Origin of the sequence: Croceitalea vernalis (assembly GCF_031846405.1) — a bacterium.
Taxonomy (GTDB): domain Bacteria; phylum Bacteroidota; class Bacteroidia; order Flavobacteriales; family Flavobacteriaceae; genus Croceitalea; species Croceitalea vernalis.
Window position 1 is genome coordinate 649442 of the sequence record NZ_JAVRHU010000002.1, and the last position, 24388, is coordinate 673829.

Annotated in this window: 22 protein-coding genes; 14 read left to right on the forward strand and 8 right to left on the reverse strand. The window is 34.6% G+C overall.

The window, feature by feature from the left end:
* The first annotated feature begins 55 nt into the window (after positions 1-55).
* The 11 genes from RM520_RS09320 to RM520_RS09370 all read left to right on the forward strand — a co-directional run bounded on the left by RM520_RS09320 (position 56) and on the right by RM520_RS09370 (position 12143).
* On the forward strand, positions 56-1504 hold the full coding sequence (locus RM520_RS09320; protein ID WP_311387823.1) for a glyceraldehyde-3-phosphate dehydrogenase: 1449 nt from the start codon (positions 56-58) through the stop codon (positions 1502-1504).
* Between the two features lie 93 nt (positions 1505-1597).
* The gene (locus tag RM520_RS09325) at positions 1598-2203 is read left to right on the forward strand and encodes a tRNA (guanine-N1)-methyltransferase (RefSeq protein ID WP_311387824.1); all 606 of its coding nucleotides are present in this window, start codon (positions 1598-1600) and stop codon (positions 2201-2203) included.
* A gap of 6 nt (positions 2204-2209) precedes the next feature.
* On the forward strand, positions 2210-2662 hold the full coding sequence (locus RM520_RS09330) for a GNAT family N-acetyltransferase (protein WP_311387825.1): 453 nt from the start codon (positions 2210-2212) through the stop codon (positions 2660-2662).
* 33 nt (positions 2663-2695) lie between these two features.
* The gene (trmD, locus tag RM520_RS09335; RefSeq protein ID WP_311387826.1) at positions 2696-3370 is read left to right on the forward strand and encodes a tRNA (guanosine(37)-N1)-methyltransferase TrmD; all 675 of its coding nucleotides are present in this window, start codon (positions 2696-2698) and stop codon (positions 3368-3370) included.
* Between the two features lie 130 nt (positions 3371-3500).
* Positions 3501-3851, forward strand: coding sequence for a 50S ribosomal protein L19 (rplS, locus tag RM520_RS09340; protein ID WP_311387827.1), 351 nt, complete (start codon positions 3501-3503; stop codon positions 3849-3851).
* Positions 3852-4463: 612 nt separating this feature from the next.
* Positions 4464-6671: an NADP-dependent isocitrate dehydrogenase gene (locus RM520_RS09345; protein ID WP_311387828.1), complete on the forward strand. Its 2208-nt coding sequence runs from the start codon at positions 4464-4466 to the stop codon at positions 6669-6671.
* A gap of 84 nt (positions 6672-6755) precedes the next feature.
* Positions 6756-7568, forward strand: coding sequence for a DUF4249 family protein (locus RM520_RS09350; RefSeq protein ID WP_311387829.1), 813 nt, complete (start codon positions 6756-6758; stop codon positions 7566-7568).
* Between the two features lie 68 nt (positions 7569-7636).
* The gene (locus RM520_RS09355; protein ID WP_311385446.1) at positions 7637-10036 is read left to right on the forward strand and encodes a TonB-dependent receptor; all 2400 of its coding nucleotides are present in this window, start codon (positions 7637-7639) and stop codon (positions 10034-10036) included.
* Positions 10037-10038: 2 nt separating this feature from the next.
* Complete coding sequence (locus tag RM520_RS09360) at positions 10039-10956, forward strand: DUF4249 family protein (protein ID WP_311387830.1); 918 nt, start codon at positions 10039-10041, stop codon at positions 10954-10956.
* A gap of 18 nt (positions 10957-10974) precedes the next feature.
* Positions 10975-11904, forward strand: a complete 930-nt coding sequence (locus RM520_RS09365) for a DUF4249 family protein (protein WP_311385448.1) — start codon at positions 10975-10977, stop codon at positions 11902-11904.
* 5 nt (positions 11905-11909) lie between these two features.
* Positions 11910-12143, forward strand: a complete 234-nt coding sequence (locus tag RM520_RS09370) for a DUF6095 family protein (protein ID WP_311387831.1) — start codon at positions 11910-11912, stop codon at positions 12141-12143.
* On the opposite strand, the gene RM520_RS09375 is transcribed toward RM520_RS09370, so the two are convergent.
* A complete protein-coding gene (locus RM520_RS09375) occupies positions 12144-12827 on the reverse strand; it encodes a DUF4294 domain-containing protein (protein WP_311387832.1) in 684 nt (227 codons plus the stop codon). It lies immediately after the preceding gene.
* 102 nt (positions 12828-12929) lie between these two features.
* Here RM520_RS09375 and RM520_RS09380 point away from each other — a divergent pair, with 102 nt between their 5' ends.
* Together RM520_RS09380 and RM520_RS09385 are read left to right on the forward strand one after the other, a co-directional pair.
* Positions 12930-14018: a M42 family metallopeptidase gene (locus RM520_RS09380; RefSeq protein WP_311387833.1), complete on the forward strand. Its 1089-nt coding sequence runs from the start codon at positions 12930-12932 to the stop codon at positions 14016-14018.
* Positions 14019-14061: 43 nt separating this feature from the next.
* Positions 14062-14613 (forward strand): NUDIX hydrolase, encoded by a 552-nt coding sequence (locus tag RM520_RS09385; RefSeq protein ID WP_311385452.1) that lies wholly within the window; start codon positions 14062-14064, stop codon positions 14611-14613.
* Here the strand turns inward: RM520_RS09385 and hisS are convergent.
* From hisS to rpsF, 6 genes are all read right to left on the reverse strand, one after another.
* Positions 14606-15979 (reverse strand): histidine--tRNA ligase, encoded by a 1374-nt coding sequence (gene hisS, locus RM520_RS09390; protein ID WP_311387834.1) that lies wholly within the window; start codon positions 15977-15979, stop codon positions 14606-14608. The two genes, RM520_RS09385 and hisS, sit on opposite strands and share 8 nt — an antisense overlap.
* 68 nt (positions 15980-16047) lie before the next feature.
* Positions 16048-16518 carry a DUF6495 family protein gene (locus RM520_RS09395; RefSeq protein ID WP_311387835.1) on the reverse strand — a complete coding sequence of 157 codons (471 nt, stop codon included), beginning with the start codon at positions 16516-16518 and terminating at the stop codon, positions 16048-16050.
* A gap of 61 nt (positions 16519-16579) precedes the next feature.
* Complete coding sequence (locus RM520_RS09400) at positions 16580-19786, reverse strand: TonB-dependent receptor (RefSeq protein ID WP_311387836.1); 3207 nt, start codon at positions 19784-19786, stop codon at positions 16580-16582.
* Positions 19787-19887: 101 nt separating this feature from the next.
* The gene (rplI, locus tag RM520_RS09405) at positions 19888-20340 is read right to left on the reverse strand and encodes a 50S ribosomal protein L9 (protein WP_311387837.1); all 453 of its coding nucleotides are present in this window, start codon (positions 20338-20340) and stop codon (positions 19888-19890) included.
* A gap of 14 nt (positions 20341-20354) precedes the next feature.
* On the reverse strand, positions 20355-20651 hold the full coding sequence (gene rpsR / locus RM520_RS09410; protein WP_311385457.1) for a 30S ribosomal protein S18: 297 nt from the start codon (positions 20649-20651) through the stop codon (positions 20355-20357).
* 2 nt (positions 20652-20653) lie between these two features.
* A complete protein-coding gene (gene rpsF / locus RM520_RS09415) occupies positions 20654-20992 on the reverse strand; it encodes a 30S ribosomal protein S6 (RefSeq protein WP_311385458.1) in 339 nt (112 codons plus the stop codon).
* Positions 20993-21229: 237 nt separating this feature from the next.
* Here rpsF and RM520_RS09420 point away from each other — a divergent pair, with 237 nt between their 5' ends.
* Positions 21230-21922, forward strand: coding sequence for a LytR/AlgR family response regulator transcription factor (locus RM520_RS09420; protein ID WP_311385459.1), 693 nt, complete (start codon positions 21230-21232; stop codon positions 21920-21922).
* On the opposite strand, the gene priA is transcribed toward RM520_RS09420, so the two are convergent.
* A complete protein-coding gene (gene priA, locus RM520_RS09425) occupies positions 21923-24379 on the reverse strand; it encodes a replication restart helicase PriA (RefSeq protein WP_311387838.1) in 2457 nt (818 codons plus the stop codon).
* Positions 24380-24388: the final 9 nt, after the last annotated feature.

Genomic DNA, 24388 nt, shown 5'->3' on the forward strand with positions numbered 1-24388 from the left:
CGTTTGAAATAAGTACTTTTGCACATCTTTTAAAACAACCATTTTAAAACCAATCATGAGCGACATTAAATCTTACGAAAAAGAACTGGCATTTCAGGCAGATAGAAGAAAAGCAACGACTGAATTTATAAAAATCATTAGTGATCTTTGGTATGATAAGGCCATTGAAGTGGTACTATTCAAAAACCAAATAATTGATAAAAATGTTAGTGAGATTATAAATTTACACCAATACGCCGGCGAGTTCGTTCAAAAACCAATTTCAATTTTTGATTCAGTTGAATTGTTGAGAGCTATAAACGACATTCACCTTCCGCCAGCAAAACTTGATATCGGAAAATTAACATATGAATTTCATTCACAAGATACTCAACACCTTAATGTAAAGGCTTTCGTGGTTGACAAACTTAAAGGAGCTAGTTCATCAAAAGAGATAAAACCAAAAGATGTTGTCTTATATGGCTTTGGAAGAATTGGACGTTTGGTTGCAAGAGAACTCATGGCTAGAACTGGTAAGGGAAATCAACTCCGATTACGTGCCATTGTTACCAGAGGTGAAATCACAGAAGAAGTTTTAGAAAAGAGAGCCGCGCTTTTACGAACGGATTCTGTACATGGTCAATTTAGTGGAACTGTAGATGCTGATTTAAAAAAGAAAGCACTGCTGATTAATGGCACCACAGTGCATCTAATAAATGCAAATAATCCGGAAGATATTGATTATACTGCTTACGGTATTTTTAATGCCCTAGTCATTGATAATACGGGCGTATTTAGAGATAAAAAAGCGCTATCTCGTCATTTAAGGTCTAAAGGAGCCAGTAAAGTTTTATTGACTGCGCCAGGTAAAGAAGTTCCGAATATTGTTCATGGAGTTAATCATACGGAGTATCACCCCGATAAAACAAAGCTATTTTCTGCAGCATCATGTACGACAAATGCCATTACCCCAATACTTAAAGTTATAGATGACTCTCTTGGTATAATAAAAGGGCATTTAGAAACAATTCATGCCTATACCAATGATCAAAACTTGGTTGATAATATGCATAGTAAATATCGTCGTGGAAGATCAGCAGCACTGAATATGGTCATAACCGAAACAGGTGCCGGTAAAGCCGTTTCTAAGGCCCTTCCTGCTTTGGAGGGTAAATTGACATCAAATGCAATTAGGGTACCGGTGCCCAATGGATCTTTAGCTATTCTTAATCTTGAAATTGAAAACAAAACTTCAGTTGAAGCCATTAATACTATTTTAAAGAAATATGCTCTTGAAGGCGATTTGGTAGAACAAATCAAATATTCATTAAGTAATGAATTAGTTTCTTCGGATATTGTAGGTACAACAGCTCCATCTATATACGATAGCAGAGCTACTATTGTAGCTGCAGATGGTAAAAATATTGTACTATATATATGGTATGATAATGAATACGGTTATTCACATCAAGTTATTAGATTAGCTAAGTATATTGCAAAAGTTAGAAGATATACTTATTACTAGGACTTCAAGAGGAAGTAAATTTTTGGTGATTCTCTTTATTGGTGTAAATTCGTTATCCTCTAAATCGAAATAAAATATTTAAGAATAGAACCTATGAAAAAGTTTTTATTGGTATTCATTTGTACGGTGTTTTGTGTAATTACTATAAATGCACAAGAAGAACAGACCACTACTAATGATAATACTGTTAAAGGTCAGTTTGAGACATTAATTAGAAAATCTACTAATTATCGACAAGGTGGAAAAAGATATGAAGTAGTACGATTGCTTGAGTTGGAAGCTTTTCAAAGAAATATATTAGATACCATTCGAGTTGCCAACACTAATATTGGTGAGCTCCAAGCTACAATTTCCGAAAATGAGACCGCTCTTAATTCATTGAATACCAGATTAGATGACACTTCTAAAAAATTGATAGAACTTACAGCAGAAAAAGATAGCATGTCTTTTTTTGGGGCCATGGTTTCTAAAGGCACTTATAAACTGATTGTTTGGTGTATAATTTTTGGCTTACTCATTTTTCTTGTGTTGTTTATTTACAAATTTAAAAATAGCAATACGCTAACTCAACAGGCAAAATTGGCGCTTTCAGATGTTGAAGGTGAATTTGAAGATCATCGAAGAAGAGCATTAGAAAGAGAGCAAAAAATCAGTCGGAAACTTCAAGACGAAATCAACAAGAACAAGAAGAGTACATAAAAGAATATGATACAAGTAGTTAAAGCTGACCACAAAAATCTTAAGGATTTAGTTCCGCTTTTTGATGCTTATAGAATATTTTACCAGCAATTATCAGACAAAAAGAAAGCCGAAACCTTTCTGACTAAAAGACTAGAAAATAAAGAGTCTATCGTATTTATCGCATATAAAGCTCAAAGTGCTATAGGTTTTGTTCAATTGTTTCCAACATTTTCATCCGTTTCTTTGGAGTCATTTTATATTCTTAATGACTTATTTGTCAGTCCAAAATTTAGGGGAATAGGTATAGGCGAAAAATTACTTAAAGAAGCCAAAAAACATTGTTCTTTATTAAAATATAAAGGTTTAGCGTTAGAAACAGCTAAAGAAAACCCTGCTCAGCATCTTTACGAAAAACTTGGTTGGGTAAAAGATGAAGACTTTTTACATTATTTCTGGAAGTGTCCAAAGAGTGAATAATCAACTACTTTTGTTCTGTACAAGTCAGCATATATGCGCATAGATATTATTACAGTTTTACCCGAATTACTTAAAAGCCCCTTTGAAGCTTCTATTTTAAAGCGAGCTATAGAAAAGGGATTGGTCGAGGTACATCTGCATAATTTAAGAGATTTTGCTCTCGGAAATTATAACCAGGTTGACGATTACCAATTTGGAGGAGGTGCAGGCATGGTATTAATGATTGAACCTATAGATAAATGTATAAGTGAACTTATGAAGCATCGCGATTATGATGAGGTTATTTATATGACACCAGATGGAACAACACTAAACCAAGGAATGTCTAACCATTTATCACTTAAAAAGAATATTATTATCCTTTGTGGACATTATAAAGGGGTTGATCAGCGTGTTAGAGATAAGTTTATAACTAAAGAAATTTCGATTGGTGATTATGTGCTGTCCGGAGGAGAACTAGCCGCAGCTGTGCTTTGTGATTCCATAATTAGATTATTACCTGGAGTTCTAAATGATGAAACTTCAGCACTAACGGACACTTTTCAAGACAACCTATTAGCACCACCAGTCTATACGCGTCCGTCAGAATATAAAGGAATGAAAGTACCTGAAGTTCTATTGAGTGGAAATTTTCCAAAAATTGAACAATGGCGAGAAGAAGAAGCATTGAAAAGAACTGAGGAAAGAAGGCCAGACTTATTAAAATGAGTTGATTTGAAAAAAACAATCGAACATACTTGCTAGTTTTAAAAAAGGTTATAATTTTGCACTCCATTAAAGTTAACCTCTGACGATATACGTGAATGTTGGTTTTAAGAAATCCATAAATAAAATTAAAATGGACTCTTTAATAAAATTTGTAGAAGAGGAATTCGTATCAAAAAAAGATTTTCCTCAATTTTCTTCTGGGGATACAGTAACAGTTTATTACGAAATTAAAGAAGGTGAAAAAACACGTACACAGTTCTTTAAAGGAGTAGTTATACAAAGACGTGGTACTGGAGCAACTGAAACTTTTACAATTAGAAAAATGTCGGGTACTGTAGGTGTTGAGCGTATTTTTCCTATCAATATGCCAGCATTACAGAAAATTGAAATTAATAAGCAAGGTAAAGTTCGTAGATCAAGAATCTTCTACTTCAGAGGCTTGACTGGTAAAAAAGCGCGTATCAAAGAAGTACGTTCTTAAACAAACAAAAATAATTTTTAAAAAGCACCTAATTTCATTGGGTGCTTTTTTTATGAACAAATGTTAATAACTAGGGTTCATAAGTTGTTGATTACAAATTAGTTACAAACTAACCAATATTCAATATTATTTTTAAATTTATAACAGAAGAAATGGAAATGGGTAACTATTTACTTTCCTCTTTTAAAGTTTACGTTCTTTAAATTATTATTCAAATTACTTTAAGATAGTAGCACTACTAATAAAAAAGTGAATTCAATGATAATAGTGTTAAACACTATTATTTTGAAATATACATTGTGTGCGAATAAAAGAGCTATTTTTTATTTTGACAATATATAATGAATAATAACAAAGTTTATTCAAGTTGTTTGATTGAAAAGTTAAAAACATGAATCTACCTAAACGTTGAAATTTTGCGATAAATGTGGCCCAAGGCCGAAACCGTGCAGCAATGCAGGTTTAAAGTTTATGCAATATTTCTAAAAAGCCATATCAATGTACTTGTACGATGATATGGCTTTTATCATTGTAACTTGCCTTTTAATCAAAATTTTCTGTTTAAAGAACGAGCTTAAATCGTATATTTGCACCGCTAAAAATTACACCTTAATGGCAAAAATACGATACACCAAGACCGATGAAGCTCCGGCTTTGGCAACCCAATCTTTTCTTCCTATTGTTAAAGCATTTACTAAAACAGCAGATATAACCATTGAAACGAAGGACATCTCCTTAGCAGGTCGTATCATAGCGATTTTTCCAGATTTTTTAAAAGAAGAGCAACAAATACCAAATGATTTGCAAGAATTAGGAGCTATTGCTAAAGATTCTGAAGCTAACATCATCAAGCTGCCAAACATTAGTGCTTCTGTACCACAACTTACCGAGGCAATAGAAGAACTTCAAGCTAAAGGTTATGCCATACCTAGTTATCCTGCCAATCCTCAGAATGATTCAGAAAAAGATATAAAAGCCAGATACGATAAAATTAAAGGTAGTGCCGTAAATCCTGTGCTCAGAGAAGGAAACTCGGACAGAAGAGCTCCAAAAGCCGTTAAAAATTATGCCAAAAAGAACCCACATAGAATGGGTGAATGGTCTTCTGATTCGAATACACATGTCGCTACAATGTCATCTGGTGATTTTCGTTCTAATGAAAGGTCTTTAACCACTAATCAAGCAACGACCGTAAAAATTCTTTTCAAATCTTCAAATGGTCAAACAATACTAAAAGAAGGTATTCATTTACAAAAAGGCGAAATTATTGATGCCACCGTAATGAGTAAAAATGCCTTGGTCGATTTTCTTAATGAAGAAATTCAAGACGCTAAAAGTAAAAATCTATTACTCTCCATACATTTGAAGGCAACTATGATGAAGGTATCTGACCCCATCATATTTGGACATGTCGTAGAAACATATTTCAAAGACGTCTTTACCAAAAACAAAAACGTTTTTGAAGAATTAAGTATTAATTCAAACAACGGATTAGAGAGTTTACTCGATAAGCTTAGTGGACATGCCAATGAGGAGCAAGTAAAATCTGATATTAAAAGCACGATAGATAATGGACCGGCTTTGGCTATGGTCAATTCTGAAAAGGGTATTACAAACCTTCATGTTCCTAGTGATATTATTATAGATGCTTCAATGCCTGCAATGATTAGAAATTCAGGTAAAATGTGGGATTTTGAAGGAAAACTTCAAGACACAAAGGCGGTTATCCCAGATAGCAGTTATGCTAGTATTTACCAAGCAACAATTGATTTTTGCAAAGAGCATGGCGCTTTTGATCCTACCACTATGGGCACTGTACCGAATGTAGGTCTTATGGCCCAGAAAGCAGAAGAATATGGATCACATGATAAAACCTTTGAAATAAAAGAAAATGGTGTAGTTCAGGTCATAGATGGTTCTGGAGAAATTGTTTTAGAACATCAGGTTGAAAAGGGAGATATATGGAGAATGTGTCAAGTAAAAGATGCTCCAATTCAAGATTGGGTTAAGCTAGCCGTTTCTAGAGCTCGTGCTACCCGTGTACCAGCAGTTTTTTGGCTAGATGAAAATCGTGCCCATGATGCCGAGTTAATTAAAAAAGTTAAAGAATATCTTCCAAATCATGACACATCCGGATTAGAAATACATATTCTATCTCCTTTAAAGGCTACACATTTTACCTTAGAAAGAATTAAAGAAGGGAAAGACACCATTTCTGTCTCAGGGAATGTTTTGAGAGATTATCTTACGGACTTATTTCCAATTCTTGAAGTGGGTACAAGTGCTAAAATGTTATCTATTGTACCTTTAATGAATGGCGGTGGTTTATTTGAAACTGGTGCTGGTGGTTCTGCACCTAAGCACGTTGAACAATTTATAGAAGAAGGTCACCTAAGATGGGATTCTCTAGGTGAATTCTTAGCTTTAGGAGTTTCTTTAGAACACTTTGGTAATAAAAATCAAAATTCTAAAGCCAAAGTTCTAGGTGAAGCTTTAGATAATGCCACTGAGAAGTTCTTAGATAATGACAAGTCTCCTTCTAGAAAAGTTAACGAATTAGATACCAGAGGTAGTCATTTTTATTTAGCAATGTATTGGGCACAAGAATTGGCTGCCCAAAACGAAAATTCTGAATTAAAAACGATTTTTGAACCTGTCACTAAAGCTTTTACAGATAAAGAAAAACAAATCGTAAAAGAGTTAATTGAGGCTCAAGGAAAAACTATTGATATTGGTGGTTATTATTTACCTGATGCTGAAAAAGCCGCTGCTGCAATGCGACCAAGTAAAACATTGAACATGATTCTTAATCAGCTTTAATTATAAGTTTAGATTAAATAATTGTTAATGGTGACCATGACAAGTTGACCATTATATATTTTTGAGTTTGAACAAAAACTGAACTTGAAAAAATATTATTATTTATTTCTTATTATCCTTCCAGTCGCTTTAGCATGCGAAGAAGCCATAGACGTTGAATTACCTACTTCCGATTCGAGGTTGGTTGTTGACGCGCTAATAGGTTATAATGAAAATAATGATGACCCAATTACGATAGGTCAAGTTAAGCTTACCTTAACAGCACCCTTTTTGGCGGAACAAGTTCCTGTTCCAGAAAACGCCTCCGTCCAAATCATTGATAACACTTCTGGTGAAATATTTGAATTAGTCGAGCAGGAACCTGGTATTTTTATTGATGGATTTCCAAATTTAGAATTCAACAAATCATACAATTTAAGGATTGTTTATAATGATGAAATATACATTGCCACAGAAGAACTTGTAAGAACAGGAACACTTATCAGTGTAGAACAAGGAGATGGTTTTTTATTTGATGAGCAAATTGAAACTGAAGTCAAGGTAAATTTTTCAGACATCGTGAACGAAAGGAATTACTATTTGTTTTCCTTTGGTTTTGATAACTATTTAGTTACAGATGATGAATTTTATCAAGATAGTAATTTGAATTTCTCATATTATTATGAAAATATTGATCCTGGTGATTTAATCTCCGTTACCTTGCTAGGTATTGATAAAGAATTTGCTGACTATGTTGATCAAACTTTATCACAATCTGGTGATGGTGGTGGAGGCCCCTTCTCAACTGTACCCGCAACAGTGCGAGGAAATATTATGAATGTATCTGACCCAGAAAATATAGCCTTTGGTTACTTCTCCATTAGTGAGTTTGATATTGCGGTTTTAACTGTAGAATAAAGGTTTTTTAATAATATTAAAGTTTGTAACTTCCAAAGTATAATTCATCATAATCAGAAAGCCAAAACATGCCAAATAATTTTAACGCACTTCTTATTGTGCTTCTCCTTTTTTCAAGTTCTATTTATTCACAACAACGTTATACTATAAGTGGTACAATAAGCGAGGCAGCTAGTAACGAAACTATGATTGGCGTTACCATCGCTATTACTGAGTTAAGAACTGGTACAACAACTAATGAATATGGTTTTTACTCTTTAACCTTACCCCAAGGGGAATATGAATTGGTGGTTTCTTATTTGGGTTATGGTGATATCAAACAAACATTAGTTTTGAACGCAGATAAAAAATTCAACTTCAAAATGATTGAAGAAGCTGAAGCCCTTGATGAAATTATTCTTACAGAAGATATTGAAAGGGTTGACATTCGTAAACCCCAAATGAGTGTGAATGCTTTAAAAGTGCAAACCATCAAAAAAATTCCTGTTGTTCTTGGAGAAGCCGACGTCATTAAATCATTGCTTTTACTGCCAGGTGTCACAAGTGCTGGTGAAGCTTCCTCGGGTTTCAACGTACGCGGTGGAGCAGCAGATCAAAATTTAATTTTATTAGATGAAGCTATCATTTTCAATTCGTCTCACCTTTTTGGATTTTTCTCAGTATTCAATCCTGATGCTATAAAGGATATCAAACTTTTTAAAGGGGGTATTCCTGCAAGATATGGCGGAAGAGTTTCATCGGTTTTAGAAATTTTTCAACGTGAAGGTAATAGCAAAGAAACAAAGGTTACTGGTGGTATCGGTGCGGTGGCTAGTAGATTACTGATTGAAGGGCCTATAACTAAAGACAAAACAGCTTTTTTAGCAGGTGGAAGAGCTTCATACGCCCATTTGTTTTTGCCACTTTTCGATGTTAATAATAAGGCTTACTTCTATGATGTGAATACTAAGATAAGCCATAAGATAAATGATAATAACAGTATTTTTCTATCCGGATATTTTGGTAGAGATTTATTTAGTATCAATGATAGTTTTGTAAATGTTTATGGAAATGCTGTTGGAAATTTCAGGTGGAATCATCTCTTTTCAGATAAGCTTTTTTCTAATCTTTCTCTGATTTATTCTGATTATTTCTATGGCCTTGAACTTGACTTTGTTGGCTTTGAATGGGATTCAGGTATTCAAAACTTCAACTTCAAGTATGATTTAAAACACTATATAAATGACGGATTACAAATTAATTATGGATTAAATAATATTTATTACGTCTTCAACCCTGGTAAAATCAAACCAAATAGAGACGATTCAGGAATTATTGAAGATCAGTTAACAAAAAAGTATGCCAATGAAGCTGCAGCCTATATTGACGTGGAGCAAAAAATTACTGATAACTTGAGTGTTAATTACGGTTTAAGAGCTAGTATGTTTAACAGATTGGGGCAAGATGAGCTTTTTGTATATGAAAACAATCAACCAGTACTTTTTGACCCTTTTCAACTTATTTATCGTGAGGCAACCCCTATTGATACTATTAACCCTGGAAGAGGAACCAACCTTTCTACATTCACCAATTTAGAGCCAAGAGTTTCCATGGCTTATACCATTAATGATAAAAATTCTATTAAGGCTAGTTATACCAGATTAGCACAATATCTGCATTTACTTTCTAATACGAGTTCCCCTACTCCTCTTGATGTTTGGGCACCAAGTGGTCCTTTTATAGAGCCTCAATTATTAGATCAGTATGCCCTTGGTTATTTTAGAAATATAAACGACGGAGAATATTCTTTAGAAATGGAAGGTTTTTATAAGGATATCCAAAATAGAATTGATTATATCGATGGCGCAGATTTGATTGCAAATGATGCTATTGAACAGGTTATTTTGAATGGAGAAGCTAGGGCTTATGGACTAGAGTTTTTACTTCGTAAAAATGAAGGACGCTTTCAAGGTTGGCTGGCCTACACCTTGTCCAAATCAGAACAACGAACACCAGGTCGTGATCCCGTTGTTGATAACGGAAGATCTAACTTAGAATCTGGTATTAATTTTGGGGAATGGTACAATACTCCATATGACAAAACACATGATATAGCACTTTACGGTAATTATGAGCTAAATGATAGATGGAGTTTCAATTCTAATTTTATTTTTCAAACCGGGCAACCTACTAATTATCCTGTAGGTCAGTTTGAATTTCAAGGTTTAGTTGTACCCTTCTTCGGTCTTCGTAATCAAACTCGTTTACCTAATTATCACAGATTAGATATTGCAGCAACTTTTCAACCTAAGAAAAACAAGAATCGAAATTTTCAATCAGAGTGGATATTTAGCATATACAACGTATATAATAGAATGAATGCGGCTTCAATTAATTTTAGACAAAATCAAGACACAGGTAGAAACGAAGCGATTAGGACTTCCATTTTTGGAGTAGTCCCATCTTTAACCTATAATTTTAAATTCTAACCATGAAAAAAGCATTCATATTTGTCTCGGTTCTTTTTTTAATTTTTTCTTGTGAAGATGTCATTGATGTTGAACTAGCCCCCTCGGATTCCAAATTGGTTGTTAATGCCGTTTTTAGAGTTGATGTTACCCAAGATTTTATTCCAGTTTCGGTAAAGGTTACCGAAACAAATGGCTTCTTCGAGGAAAATACAGTTACACAATTAGATGGTAATGCGACCTTATTGTACGGAGTTCCAGATCCTAATGACCCAAACACCCTCGATTTAATTGTTGAAGGTGGAGGTACTTCGTCCCTTGCCGAAGTTACACCTGGCAGTGGTATTTATGAGCCTGACCCGACTTTTGATGATGACCAACGAGTTAGTACTTCTTTAGCTACAAGGCCTGGCACAGTGTTTATTCTAATATTACAACATAAAGGAAGAAGATATGCAGCACAAACGGTTTATTCACCTGTAGTACCTATTGACGCATTAGAGCAAGGTGATGAAACCCTTTTCGATGAAGACGATATCGAATTATTAGTCACCATATCTGACCGCCCAGATGAGGATAACTACTTCATTTTTGATTTTGATTTTAATGAATATTTAGCTCTAGATGATCAATTTATAGACGGGCAGCAATTCCAGTTTTCGTACTTCTATGAAAAAGAGTTGCTACCCGGTGATGCAGCAGAGGTAAGTATTTTAGGTGCTGATTTGGAGTTTTTTAATTATATGGATTTAATATTGGTGCAAACAGAAGATGCTGGTGGAGTTTTTGAAACACCTGCTGCCACTGTTAGAGGCAATGTATTCGATGTAACCGGTATTGATAATTCTGAAATATTTGATAATGTTGAACGTCCGGATAATTTCGCACTTGGTTATTTTGCAGTTGTTCAAGAATTCAAACGAACGTTTGTTGTTGAATAAATCGTTCGAAAATTGAATATGATTGAAAACATAAAACCTCATATCACTTTTAAGGAGCCTTTTTTGCTGTTAGTCTTCATTTTTTTCTCGGGGAGTTGTGAAGAAGTTGTCGACGTGGATTTACCTGAAACTGAAACTCGTTTAATTATCAATGGAATCGTTCGCATAAATCAAGACGATGAATTTTTACCGATACGTATTGAAGCAACTGAAACAACTAGCTTCTTTGATGAACCTGTGGTAACTCAGCTTGATGATGCTGTTATATTGGTAGGTGAGCCTGACCCTGACAACCCCGACAATCTTAATCTAGGTGTTTCAGTTTTAAGAGAATATCAGGCAGGAACAGGAATTTATGAACCAGATACTATTGGCAATGATGTAGATGAAAGAATACCAACTGCCTTTATCAACCCAAATACTGTTTTTTATTTAATTGTGGAACATAAGGGTAAGAGATATGCCGGAATTACAAACTATGTGCCGACAGTTCCTATTGACAAACTAGAACAAGGTGATGAAACCTTATTTGATGAAGATGATACGGAAGTGAAAATTACAATTACAGATACTCCTGATAAAAAAAATTATTATGTCTTTGATTTTGGCTTCGGAGAATTTTTAGCTTTAGACGACCAGTTCATTGATGGACAAGAATTTGAATTCTCCTATTTTTATGACAGTGAAACTGAAACAGGTAATACTATTGCAGTAAGTATTTTAGGAGCCGACCAACAATTTTTTAATTATATGGATCTACTTGTCGAACAAACTGAAGATACTGGAGGTATTTTTGAAACTCCGTCAGGAACCGTACGTGGAAATATGTTTGATGTAACCGGCTTAGATAATATTGAAATCTTTGATAATGCCGGCAGACCAGAGTCCTTTCCATTAGGTTACTTTGCCGTTGTTCAAGAATTCAAACAAACCCTCATAGTTGAATAAATCAAATGACATTGAAAACTAACAAAGAGCTTTTAATAAAAGGTTTAAAGTCTTTCGGTTATACCGCCTTAGTCATGTTTGTGGCTCCAATAATTTTATATCAGGCATTTAAGAACACCGATAAACCATTATTTATACCTGTGCTGATTGTTGGTATTATTATGGCAATATTTGCCATTTATTTAGGTTTTCGATCTATAAACATTGTAATGGACGCTGTTTTTGGTAAAAAGAAATAATCACTTTTTATGTTCGCCTGTTTGCTTCCATTTATTACTTAATGAAGCATAATCATAATCTAAAACAGATTTCTGCCTTTTTAATCTGTTTGATGCAAAAGCACGTTGTAAAATATCTTCAATTAAATAATCTTCATGAACCTCTTTAGGCAAAAACTCTTGCTTTAGGCTTATTTTAAATGCTTTCGCTGTAGTATTATACCAGAAAGCTCGCCATCCACTTCTAAGTTCTTTTACCAAATCAAAAGCAGTAGCGCCGGTTTGTCGATGAATTAATTTTATTAGTATCTGACCTTCAGTTCGCGTTAATTTTTTCAATTTATCTGAAAACTCTCCTTCTATATACTTTTGAACCTTTTTTGTGTAGCGTTTTTGTTGACGTTTCTTTTTTATTTGGGAGATACTATCATTAAGTTCAACTAACTTCTCGGCTGCTAATTTGGCATAAGGATAAACCTTTAAAGTCTTTCTTCTTAAAATATAATATCTTAATTTTTCTTGTTTATCTGAAAACTCCAACTTACCGAAAATATAAACTTCATCAAGTGGAATAGAACTCAAAAGAACAGAGTCTCCCTGCATTCTAACATAATAATCAGAAATGGAATCTAGTGGTTGTTCTTCTTGCCCATAGGTAAACGTTAGCAAGAAAATACTTAAAATGGCGGTTACAAGTTTTTCCATAAACCAAAGAGGTCATTAATCGTACCAAAAGTAAGGATAAAGGCTAATTCATATTATTAAATAAAAGTGAATATTGCTATGTTTGTACCTTAAAACATACTCATGCCTGATAAAAAAATCATTACAGATAAGTCTATCAAATTTTTTGAAAAATACCTAAACAATGCATCTCCAACAGGTTATGAATGGGAAGGTCAAAAAATTTGGATGGATTATTTGAAACCATATGTAGATGATTTTATTACTGACACCTATGGTACTGCTGTTGCGGTAATTAACCCAGAAGCTGAGTACAAAGTTGTTATTGAAGGCCATTCCGATGAAATTTCTTGGTATGTAAATTATATTACCGACAATGGTTTGCTTTATGTAATTAGAAATGGTGGAAGCGACCATCAAATTGCACCTTCAAAGTGGGTAAACATTCACACAAAGAATGGTATTGTAAAAGGTGTATTTGGATGGCCGGCAATTCATACGCGACGAAACGGGAAAGAGGAACCGCCAAAAATTGATAATATCTTTATTGATATAGGAGCAAAAGATAAAGAAGAAGTCGAGAAAATGGGGGTACATGTAGGCTGTGTGATTACTTACCCTGATGAGTTTCAGATTTTAAATAAAGACAAGTTCGTATGTAGAGCTTTGGATAATAGAGCAGGCGGTTTTATGATAGCCGAAGTAGCACGATTACTTTATGAAAACAATAAGAAATTACCTTTTGGGTTATACATCACAAATTCCGTACAAGAGGAAATTGGATTACGTGGAGCAGAAATGATCACGCAAACTATAAAACCTAATGTAGCTATAATTACTGATGTTACTCATGATACAACAACGCCACTAATTGATAAAAAAGTTCAAGGTGAAGCATCAATTGGTAAAGGACCGGTCATAGCTTATGCTCCTGCGGTACAACAAAAATTACGTGAGCGAATTATTGAAACTGCAGAGGCTAATAAAATACCTTTCCAGCGCGCCGCAAACTCCAGGGCTACAGGAACAGATACGGATGCATTTGCATATAGCAATGGCGGTGTAGCATCTGCATTGATTTCATTGCCTTTACGCTATATGCATACCACCGTAGAAACTGTTCATCAAGATGATGTAGAAAATGTAATTCGTTTGATTTACGAAACATTATTGACCATCAAATCTGGTGAAACTTTTAGTTATTTTGATTAAAATCTTTCTTAAACTCTTCATTAAAGAGTAAGAGCTCATATTCATGGATGAACTTATTGACATTTTAAATGAAGATGGCTCACCAACAGGAACAACAGAATTAAAGTCCGTTGCACATGCAAACGGACTTTTTCATCCTACTATTCATGTTTGGTGTTATTCTTTAGATGGTTATCTTCTTTTACAGCAACGCGGAAGGCATAAAGAAACCTATCCTCTAAAATGGGATGTATCTGCAGCCGGACACATTGGAGCAGGTGAAAGTCCTCAAATAGGTGCTTTTCGAGAATGTCAAGAGGAGTTAGGAATTACTATTGAAATTGAAAACCTTCAAAAAATCACCATTTATAAAAAAGAAAAGAAACACAGCAATCGTATTTTTGACCGAGAATTCATCAATGTTTTTATCTATGAGTTGGATAAGAGCGTAGCGCTTACCAAGCAAGAAAGTGAAGTAGAAGCCTTAGAATGGATTTCGATTAAAGATTTTGAATCTTGGATATCTCAAAAACATCAAGGTTTAATCCCCAATTCAGAAAAGCGTTTCGAATTTGTGATTTCTGAAATCCAAAAACGTCTTAAAGATTTTAGTTAAAAAGAGCATTCGGAGTTTCATCTAGTTTATGAGTGGTTTGCTCACCAAAAACCATATCTTTTAGTATAAATTCTCCATTCTCCAGTTCCTTTGCACCCAGCAAGATGACATAAGGCACATTTCGTTTATCAGCGTATTTGAATTGCTTTTGAACCTTGGTTGTTGAAGGATATAAATCAGCCTTAATACCTTTATTTCGTAACCTAGCTACTAATTTTAAAGCTGCTAAACCTTCTTTATCACCAAAGTTCAAGCATAATACCTTTAAAGACTGGTCAACTGACTCAGGAAAAAGATTCAATTCTTCTAATACCAAATATATTCTATCCAAACCAAAAGAGATGCCAACACCACTTACATCTTTTAGTCCGAAGATTCCAGTTAAATCATCATAACGCCCTCCACCGCCAATAGAACCCATTTGTACACCTTCTGGCGCTGAAACTTCGAATATGGCACCTGTATAATAATTCAACCCACGAGCAAGGGTTACATCTAATTGTAAATTAGCAGATTTTAAACCCAATTCTGTTACGGTACTTATGATAGCTTCTAATTCATCGATTCCTGTTATACCCACTGCAGAATCTGTTAATAATCCTTTTAGTTGAGTCAATTGTTCTTTGACACTTCCTTTCATTGAAAATAATGGAGATGCCTTATCAATTGCTGATTGAGAAATACCTTTGTTAAGCATTTCATCTTTTACCTTCCTCTCTCCTATTTTATCTAGTTTGTCTAATGCAACTGTAAAGTCAATTAATAGGTGTTTAGCCCCTATAAATTCGGCAATTCCTGATAAAATCTTTCTGTTGTTGATTTTAATAGTAGTGTCCTTCAAACCCAATTCCGTAAAAACAGAGTCATATAGTTGAATTAATTCAACTTCTTGTAATAATGAATTTGCGCCAACTACATCGGCATCACATTGGTAAAATTCTCTAAACCTCCCCTTCTGAGGTCTATCAGCGCGCCATACTGGCTGAATTTGATACCGTTTAAATGGAAAATCAAGCTCGTTTTGGTGCATTACCACATACCTAGCAAATGGTACTGTTAAATCATAGCGCAACGCCTTTTCTGTAATCTTAGGAGCAATAGAAGTTGAATTTTTGGAGCTATATGTAACATCATCTACTTTAGAAATAAAATCTCCAGAGTTCAGAATCTTAAAAATCAGTCGGTCTCCTTCATCGCCATACTTACCTAATAATGTTTCTGAATTCTCAAAACTTGGTGTCTCAATAGGTTGAAAACCAAAAATCTCAAACTGTTTTTTTATCGCACTAAAAATATGATTGCGCTTTGCTATTTCAGAAGGAGAAAAATCTCGGGTACCTTTAGGAATTGATGGTTTATGTGCCATAAAAATTGAATATCTTGCAAATATACTAGATTGTATATTTTAGAATTGAATATTACTATTAATTGGTATTATTCAATCATATCGTCAAACCATTGATAAAGTGCACCTTTTGTAATAACAGCGCCTTGCTGAATTAAGCTGAATTTATCCACATTTTTATCTTCAGAATACTTTTTTGAAGCAGTAAGATATTCTACAAAATCTGATTGAAAATTTCTCTTAAACCAGCTGAAACCAACTTCGGTCCTTAAATCTATTTCAGGATTTAAAATTTTGACCGAAATTAATTTCATCTCTTTTTCTTTCAAATCAAAAAGATGCATATGGCGTTCCGATATATTTTCTAAATACTTTACCTTGGTTAGGACACCTTCCCAAATTAAATCACTAAAAACATCAAGTTCTTCTTCGGCAACTTCTGGCTTCTCATTTTTAAGCTTTTTCCATTCATCTGCAGTGATGGATTGGGTTGCCAAAAAATTGATGAATTCTTGATGTAATTCTACAAATTGTTCTTTTGATAATCTACTATACTTCATAATGCAAAAATAAAAAAGGGCCGTGCTTACGCACAGCCCTCTTTGAAATTTTGAAACTTTATTAATTAAATATATAACGCAGACCAATTTGCGCTTGCCATCTAGAAAGTAATCTCGTATCTGCAGAGAAAGTATTTGTTCTATTAGGATCAAATGTAAACGTCGGCGTATTTGTATCGTCAACGGTTACACCCAGTACTTGATCAAAATCTTGACGTTCTACCACTCCCCAATCAGAATTCAATAAATTTCCAATATTGATGACATCCAAACTCACCTGAAATTTATTCGTATCGTTCAACTTAATATCTTGTAGCACTTTTACATCCCAGCGACCTCTCCAAGGCGCTAAGGCTCCATAACGCTCGGCATATTGACCTCTTCTCCCGCTCAAATAATCATCTTGTTGAATAAAAGATTCAAATGCTGCATCTTGGCCTACTCCCGTAAAGGCCATTTGACCAATCTCGCTAGCTGTTGGAATGTAAAGCAAATCATTTATGCTAGAACCATCATTATTGATATCTCCACCATAGATATAGTTAAAACGACCACTCTGAGCATATTCGAAAAAAGATGAAATGGTAGTCCCAGTTTTAAAAGCTTTTGAAATTACACCTATGATACGGTGCTTGTCTCCATAACGTGAATTTGACAATACATCTGTATTTGCGTTACCTACTATAGCATTTCCTGCAAAAGCATCACCTGTAATTTCAGCATCAATAGAATTCACTTCTTTAGCGTCTAAATAACTATATGCCAATTGTGTATAAAGACCGTCATCAAAGGTTTTTTGCAATTTCAATGTAGCATTCCAAATACGACCCTGGTCAGAGTTAGTGAATACATAGGCATTTGTTGGCCCACCAAATAATTGTGATTTGTCATCATCTTCATAAACAACTCTATTATCAGGTCCATTTAGTGTTGAAGAAGGTGCGCCTAGGCCCCAATTTTGAACATGTGCTGCATTAAGGTCCTTAGTATATGAAAGATCAGCTGTAAGTACAATTCCGTTATTAAAACGTTTGTCAAGACCTAAGTTAGTTCTCCATACTTGCGGCCACTGAAAATCTGGATCAACGGCTTGGTAAAAGAAAAAGTCGGTTCCCTGTACCTGATTACCTAACCAAACGAATGGAAAACGCCCTGTGAATACTCCAGAGCCACCTCTAAGCTGAACGCTTTGGTCACCATGAATATCCCAATTAAAACCAACTCTTGGAGAAACCAACCAATCATTGTTTGGCAAGGTTTCTGAGTTGATAGTAATAGGTTCATTCGTTTCGGGATCAAAATATTGAATATCTGGGGCATAAGTACCACCTTCTGCTAAAGTTCCACCTTTTCTATCAATATTGTCCCTTATCAAATCAGCAGTATTAAAATATAACGGCTTATCAAAACGAACTCCATAAGTCAATTTAAAGTCATCAGTGGCATCCCATTCATCTTGAATGTAAAATGATAGCTGCCCAACATTGGTTTCTGCCAAAGACCAACCACCAGGGGTACCGTCTTCAAATTGGTTATTGTTATTTGCTGTGGCTATGGCTGCGTTGAACTGTGCTTGGTAATCAGCGACTAAGGCTGCTTCGCCAGCTGCATCTAAATTTCTAAAATCAGCAATAGAGTTTGAAGGAAAGAAAACACCTCTTGCTCCATAAAAACCTAAGTTAAAGGAATTGTCAAACTGGAATTTCTCAAAGGAAAAACCTACCGTAAAAGTATGATCACCAGTGAAAAAATTTAAATTATCAGTTAGCTGAAATACCTTTTGATCCAATCGATTATTAATTGAAAAAGGTTCGTGGCCAGCTATAATATAATTTGAACTACCGGTTTCATCCAAAATTGTAATACTTGGTGCAGGACTTGAAAATGGCGTTCTAAAATCGTCAAAATGTGTATAACCAACTTGAAGTTTATTAGTTGCCTCGTTGCTAATTGTACTATTTAATTCTAATTGTACGGATCTTATATTATTGGTGATTTCATACCCGGCATTTTCAAACTGCAAAGTTTGTGTGCTAGGACCACGAAATGTGATTGCGTCACGATTAGCTGGTTTACCTTTAGTAGCATTTAAAAAGTTGTAAATCAAAGCCAATCGGTTGTTATCATTAATATTCCAATCTAGCTTGATAATACCTTTGGTAGATTCTTGATTAAAATTAAAACCTGTAATGGCGCCTGGGTTATAAAAAGTCGGATTGCCTTGAGCATCTTGGCCAACAACAACTTGACGTAAAATATTATCAACCAATTGCATATCACTTTGAGTTACCCTAGAAGTACTAATTCCATCTTGCCCGACGCCGCTAGGCACAAAACCGTCGGTGCCCAACTCAGTTAAATCATCTTTTTCAAAATTTGCAAAGAAAAATAACTTATCCTTAACGATTGGTCCTCCAATACTGAATCCATATTGCTTTTGTTCCAAACCGGTTTTGGTTACATCATCTCCGTTGATTTTTCCTCCGGTCAAATCATCATTTCTAAAAAAACCGTAGGCAGTCCCAGAAAAATTATTTGTTCCACTTTTCGTAACGGCATTTACCGATGCTCCTGTAAAACCTGATTGGGTTACATCATAAGGAGCAGTAGTAACTGAAATTTGATCAATCGCCTCAATAGAAATTGGTGTTGCATTGGTTTGTCCACCTGGTTGGGCAGCATCCAATCCAAATGGATTATTAAAAATTGCTCCATCCAATGAGAAATTATTGTACTGGTCATTACGACCACCAAATGAAAGCCCCGAAGCACCCGAAGAAGCTGCTGGTTCCAATCTGATGAAATCATTTGTAGATCTTGAGATTGTTGGTAAACGTACCAAATCTCTTCTGCTCACACTTGTAGCGGCTCCTGTTCTATCACTTCCAAAAGTGCCTGATTGGTCAGAAACAACGACCACCTCGTCAAGCTGCTGGCTACCAGCCATCATCTGAACATTATAATTGAAGGTTTTACCAAGCGAAAGAAATATATCACTTCTCACGTCATCTTGAAAACCAACAAAGGAAATTGTTACCGTATATGGGCCACCAACCCTTAGGTTTAGTAGATTAAAACGCCCTTCATCATTAGTAATAGAGCCGTATCTCGTTCCTGTAGGAGTATGAATAGCAACAACGTTTGCGCCAAATAAAGGTGCGTCCTGATTATCTGTCACTTCACCTCTGATATTAGAGGTGGTAACTTGAGATAAAGCCGATGTGATGGTCATCAAAACGACTATTCCCATTAAAAATATTTTTTTCATAATGATCTGATTAATATGATATTTAAGCAATTGTAAACGTAGCAAAAAAAAAGAGCTATGCATGCATAGCTCTTCACAATTTATTAACAAAAAAGTACTGTTTACTTAGCCTCTGCAATTACTTCAAAAGGAAAATCAACAATAACTTCTCTATGTAATCTAATCTTAGCGTTATAAGGGCCAGTTCTTTTAACGGTACCACCTTGTATTGTAATAAACTTTCTATCGATAGCTTGACCAGCTTTTTCGATAGAGGCAGCTAAATCAATATTAGATATAGATCCAAATAGTTTATCACCAGCACCAACCTTCGCTGGTATTTTAATTTCTAAAGCTTTTAGACTGTCTGCAATCTTTTGTGCTTCATCAATTACTTTTTTCTCTTTATGCGCTCTTTGCTTCAAATTTTCAGCAAGCACTTTCTTTGCAGACGGGGTAGCTAAATCAGCCAAACCTTGAGGAATCAAAAAGTTTCTACCGTAACCATTCTTCACAGTAACGACATCATCTTTAAAACCTAAATCTTGTACATCTTGTTTTAATATAAGTTCCATTTCTCCGTCTTTTATTATTTTAACATATCACCTACGTATGGCATCAATGCCAAATGACGAGCTCTCTTTACAGCTTGAGCTACTTTTCTTTGATACTTTAATGAAGTACCTGTTAATCTTCTTGGTAAAAGTTTACCTTGCTCATTAACCAACTTCATTAAAAAATCTGGGTCTTTATAATCAACATACTTGATACCAGACTTTTTGAAACGACAATACTTTTTCTGTTTGTTAGTTTCAATGTTTAAAGGGGTCAAATACCTGATTTCACCGTCTTTTTTTGATTTTGCTTGTTGTTCTATTGATGACATAACTATGCTTTAGCTTTTAATTTAGTTCTTCTTCTTTCTGCCCATGCAACTGCATGTTTGTCTAACTTAACAGTTAAAAATCGCATAATGCGCTCATCTCTTCTGAACTCTAACTCGTAAGGACCAATGGCCTCACCTGGAGCAGCAAATTCAAATAAGTGGTAAAAACCACTTTTCTTGTTCTGAATAGGGTAGGCTAATTTCTTTAGCCCCCAATTTTCTTTGGCCACCATTTTGGCACCATTCTTAATTAAGAAATCTTCAAATTTCTTAACTGTTTCCTCTATCTGAGTTTCAGACAGAACGGGATTCAAAATGAAAACAGTTTCGTAATGATTCATATTATATATTTATTTAAGGAGCGCAAAAGTAAACATTCTTCTGTCCTTTCACAAGAAATAACTTAAATCTTCGTTATTCGTTTAAGAAGTTATTAACAATAAAAATCGAAATAAACCCTACATCGCGCCTAATGCTAATTACACAACAGAATACACCATGTTTACATCTTTTGTTGCACTTTAACGTTGTTTTTATGTAATTTGCCGATGATTTAACCCCACAAATCACCCCAATTTATGAAACTTAAAAGTATAATTGTAGACGACTCATCAATGCAGCGCATGGCTGTAGCTAAGTTGGTCAACAATCACCCACATCTTGCCTTGGTCGCTGAGTACAGCAATGCCATTGAAGCCAAAAACGGTTTAAAGAACCACGAAGTAGATCTTATCTTTTTAGATGTTGAGATGCCTATTATCAGTGGTTTTGACCTTTTAGAGGCTTTAGAGAACCCACCACAGGTTATTCTAATCACTGGTAAACCGGATTATGCACTAAAGGCATTTGACTATGATGTTACCGATTATCTGCACAAACCTATTACCTTAGCCCGTTTTGAAGCCTCTGTAAAAAGAGCCGTATCAAAATATGAGCAAATCAATAGAGTTGATGAGGATGAAGAGCACATTTTTGTAAAAAGTAACCTTAAAAAACGAAAGGTTATCCTTAATGATATTAAATGGATAGAGGCCTTAGGTGACTATATTAAATTAGTTACTGACGAAGCTAACATTGTGATTTTATCTACTATGAAATCTTTTGAAAAGCAATTACCTGCTGAAAAATTCTTAAGAATTCACAAGTCTTACATCGTTAATCTTGAAAAAATAGAGAAATTCAACAGTAAAAATGTTGAAGTAGGTGGAAGACAAATACCTTTAAGTAGAAACAAAAAAACTGAGCTAGCCGAAGCGTTAGCAAATGTATAATTAGATGTGGTCCACGTTGTAGATTAGTCTAATACTTCTGTAATACGAAATAGCATTAAAGGATTTTTCAATTCTTTTAATGCTATTTTTTGTTTGTAGTACAGATGAATTACTGCTTATTTTAATTAAAATATTCTTTAAATACTGGTTTCTAATTCTTGCCACAGCAGGATACTCAGGTCCTAAAACTTGCGTTTTTAATACATTTCGGAGTGATGAAGCAAACCAATCAGATGCCTCGTTTAGTTTATTATAATCTTTGTCTTTTAAAGTAATTCGTATAATTCTGACGTGAGGCGGATATTTAAATTGTTCTCTTTCATACAACTGTTCAGTAAACATCTTATCAAAATCGTAGTTCGATACCTGATGCAAAATTTGATGATATGGGTTGTAGGTTTGTATAAGTACTTTTCCTCTTTTTTCAGTTCTACCAGCTCTTCCTGCTACTTGTGTCATTAACTGAAAGCTGCGTTCATGGGCCCTATAGTCCGGAAAATTTAATAAATTATCGGCATTCATGATACCAACTAAAGCCACATTTCTAAAATCAAGACCTTTTGTGACCATTTGAGTGCCGACTAAAATATCAAATTCATGATTTTCAAATGCATTAATTATTTTCTCATAAGCATATTTACCCCTAGTGGTATCTAAATCCATCCTGCCAATCCGATGATTAGGAAATAATTTTAATAATTCTTCCTGTATTTGTTCAGTGCCAAATCCCTTAGTGTCAAGGGTATTATTACCACATGCCTGGCAACTTTGGACCAATGACATATGATATCCGCAATAATGACACCTTAATTGGTTCCTATGCTGATGATAAGTTAAACTAACATCACAATTAGGGCATTGAGTTGCATTACCACAGGTGGTACATTCAACAATCGGGGCAAAACCTCTTCTGTTTTGAAACAAAATTATTTGCTCTTTTTCTTCTAAACATGTCGAAATTTCTTCTAAAAGTCTTTCAGAAAAATGACCTTTCATTCGTTTTTTTCGGGTGGCCTCTTTAATATCAACCAGCTCAATTTCAGGCATTAAAACATCTCCGAAACGTCTGCTCATTTGTGCAAAACCATACTTTTTGGACTTTACATTAAAATAGGTTTCTATACTTGGCGTAGCTGACCCCAATAAACAATTTGATTCTTGTAGGCTTGCTAAAACAATAGCAGCATCTCTAGCATGATATCGAGGAGCAGGGTCAAATTGTTTAAATGATGATTCATGCTCCTCATCTACTACAACAAGACCTAAATGACCAAAAGGTAAAAATAGCGCTGATCTCGCACCAATTACGATTTGAGCTTTTTTGGTATTATGTAAAACATTATTCCAAACTTCAACTCGTTCATTCACGCTATATTTTGAATGATAAACCGCGACCTTATTACCAAAATATGCTCTAAGTCGATTAATAAGCTGAGAAGTTAATGCAATCTCTGGCAATAAATACAAAACCTGCTTACCAGCTCGAAGTACTTCGTCGATGAGTTTTATGTACACTTCGGTCTTTCCAGAAGATGTTACACCATGCAATAAGCACACTTTGTTTGAATTAAAACTAGATTTTATGTTTACAATAGCCTTTGTTTGAAGTTCATTCAGTTGAATTTGATTTACTTCTTTTGAGTTTTCTTCAAATTGTATTCTATCAGTTCTTACCTTGACGACCTCAAAAATGCCTTTATCAATAAGGGCTTTTATTACAGCTTTTGAAATTCCGCTAGACTTAACAAATTCATTTACTTTTATTATAGCTGAATTTTTAGGTTTTAATTGAAAAAAAGCCATAATCGCTTGGCTTTGTTTTTGTGCTCGGGTCAGTGTTTTTAGTAGGTTTTCTAAATTGTTTTCAGATTCATATAAAGTATTTAATCTTATATACTTTTCAAGTTTTGGGCGATACTGTTCATTTAATGACTCATGTAAAATAATTGCCTCTTTTTTAACCAACTGATTAACAATAGGCAAAACATTCTTTCGATCAACAATTTTTGATATTTCATCAATCTTTAAGCTTGACTGATGTCTCAGTGCTTCTAGGATTAAAAACTCATTATCTGTCAACTCCGCTTCATCAACATTTTCCATTTTTGAGGACTGAACCAAAGTTTCGCTTTCTAAAAGAAAAGCACTCGGTAAAGCTCCTCTTAAAACTTCGCCCAAAGTGCACATATAATATTCCGCAATCCATTGCCAATGCTTGAGTTGGGTATCTGTAATAATAGGTTCACTATCTAAAACTTGATGAATCTCTTTAGCATCATAAGCGATTGGGGCGTTATGATGTATATCCAATGCAATCGCGGTATATATTTTTGATTTACCAAAAGGAACTGCCACTCGAACACCCTTTTTGATTAAAGACGCCTGTTCTGTATTTAAGCGATAAGTAAAAAATCTTTGTAACGGTATCGGAAGGACAACATCTAAAAAAAAGTCCATACTTGTTAA

What these genes read in the sequence shown, in the direction of transcription:
- RM520_RS09420 (WP_311385459.1), top strand. Translation starts at nt 21,230, where the DNA reads ATGAAACTTAAAAGTATAATTGTAGACGACTCATCAATGCAGCGCATG.
- RM520_RS09380 (WP_311387833.1), top strand. Translation starts at nt 12,930, where the DNA reads ATGCCTGATAAAAAAATCATTACAGATAAGTCTATCAAATTTTTTGAA.
- RM520_RS09355 (WP_311385446.1), top strand. Translation starts at nt 7,637, where the DNA reads ATGCCAAATAATTTTAACGCACTTCTTATTGTGCTTCTCCTTTTTTCA.
- hisS (WP_311387834.1), bottom strand. Translation starts at nt 15,979, where the DNA reads ATGGCACATAAACCATCAATTCCTAAAGGTACCCGAGATTTTTCTCCT.
- RM520_RS09325 (WP_311387824.1), top strand. Translation starts at nt 1,598, where the DNA reads ATGAAAAAGTTTTTATTGGTATTCATTTGTACGGTGTTTTGTGTAATT.
- rpsR (WP_311385457.1), bottom strand. Translation starts at nt 20,651, where the DNA reads ATGTCATCAATAGAACAACAAGCAAAATCAAAAAAAGACGGTGAAATC.
- rpsF (WP_311385458.1), bottom strand. Translation starts at nt 20,992, where the DNA reads ATGAATCATTACGAAACTGTTTTCATTTTGAATCCCGTTCTGTCTGAA.
- RM520_RS09330 (WP_311387825.1), top strand. Translation starts at nt 2,210, where the DNA reads ATGATACAAGTAGTTAAAGCTGACCACAAAAATCTTAAGGATTTAGTT.
- rplS (WP_311387827.1), top strand. Translation starts at nt 3,501, where the DNA reads ATGGACTCTTTAATAAAATTTGTAGAAGAGGAATTCGTATCAAAAAAA.
- RM520_RS09360 (WP_311387830.1), top strand. Translation starts at nt 10,039, where the DNA reads ATGAAAAAAGCATTCATATTTGTCTCGGTTCTTTTTTTAATTTTTTCT.
- RM520_RS09320 (WP_311387823.1), top strand. Translation starts at nt 56, where the DNA reads ATGAGCGACATTAAATCTTACGAAAAAGAACTGGCATTTCAGGCAGAT.
- RM520_RS09365 (WP_311385448.1), top strand. Translation starts at nt 10,975, where the DNA reads ATGATTGAAAACATAAAACCTCATATCACTTTTAAGGAGCCTTTTTTG.
- RM520_RS09385 (WP_311385452.1), top strand. Translation starts at nt 14,062, where the DNA reads ATGGATGAACTTATTGACATTTTAAATGAAGATGGCTCACCAACAGGA.
- RM520_RS09395 (WP_311387835.1), bottom strand. Translation starts at nt 16,518, where the DNA reads ATGAAGTATAGTAGATTATCAAAAGAACAATTTGTAGAATTACATCAA.
- RM520_RS09345 (WP_311387828.1), top strand. Translation starts at nt 4,464, where the DNA reads ATGGCAAAAATACGATACACCAAGACCGATGAAGCTCCGGCTTTGGCA.
- trmD (WP_311387826.1), top strand. Translation starts at nt 2,696, where the DNA reads ATGCGCATAGATATTATTACAGTTTTACCCGAATTACTTAAAAGCCCC.
- RM520_RS09375 (WP_311387832.1), bottom strand. Translation starts at nt 12,827, where the DNA reads ATGGAAAAACTTGTAACCGCCATTTTAAGTATTTTCTTGCTAACGTTT.
- RM520_RS09370 (WP_311387831.1), top strand. Translation starts at nt 11,910, where the DNA reads ATGACATTGAAAACTAACAAAGAGCTTTTAATAAAAGGTTTAAAGTCT.
- rplI (WP_311387837.1), bottom strand. Translation starts at nt 20,340, where the DNA reads ATGGAACTTATATTAAAACAAGATGTACAAGATTTAGGTTTTAAAGAT.
- RM520_RS09400 (WP_311387836.1), bottom strand. Translation starts at nt 19,786, where the DNA reads ATGAAAAAAATATTTTTAATGGGAATAGTCGTTTTGATGACCATCACA.
- priA (WP_311387838.1), bottom strand. Translation starts at nt 24,379, where the DNA reads ATGGACTTTTTTTTAGATGTTGTCCTTCCGATACCGTTACAAAGATTT.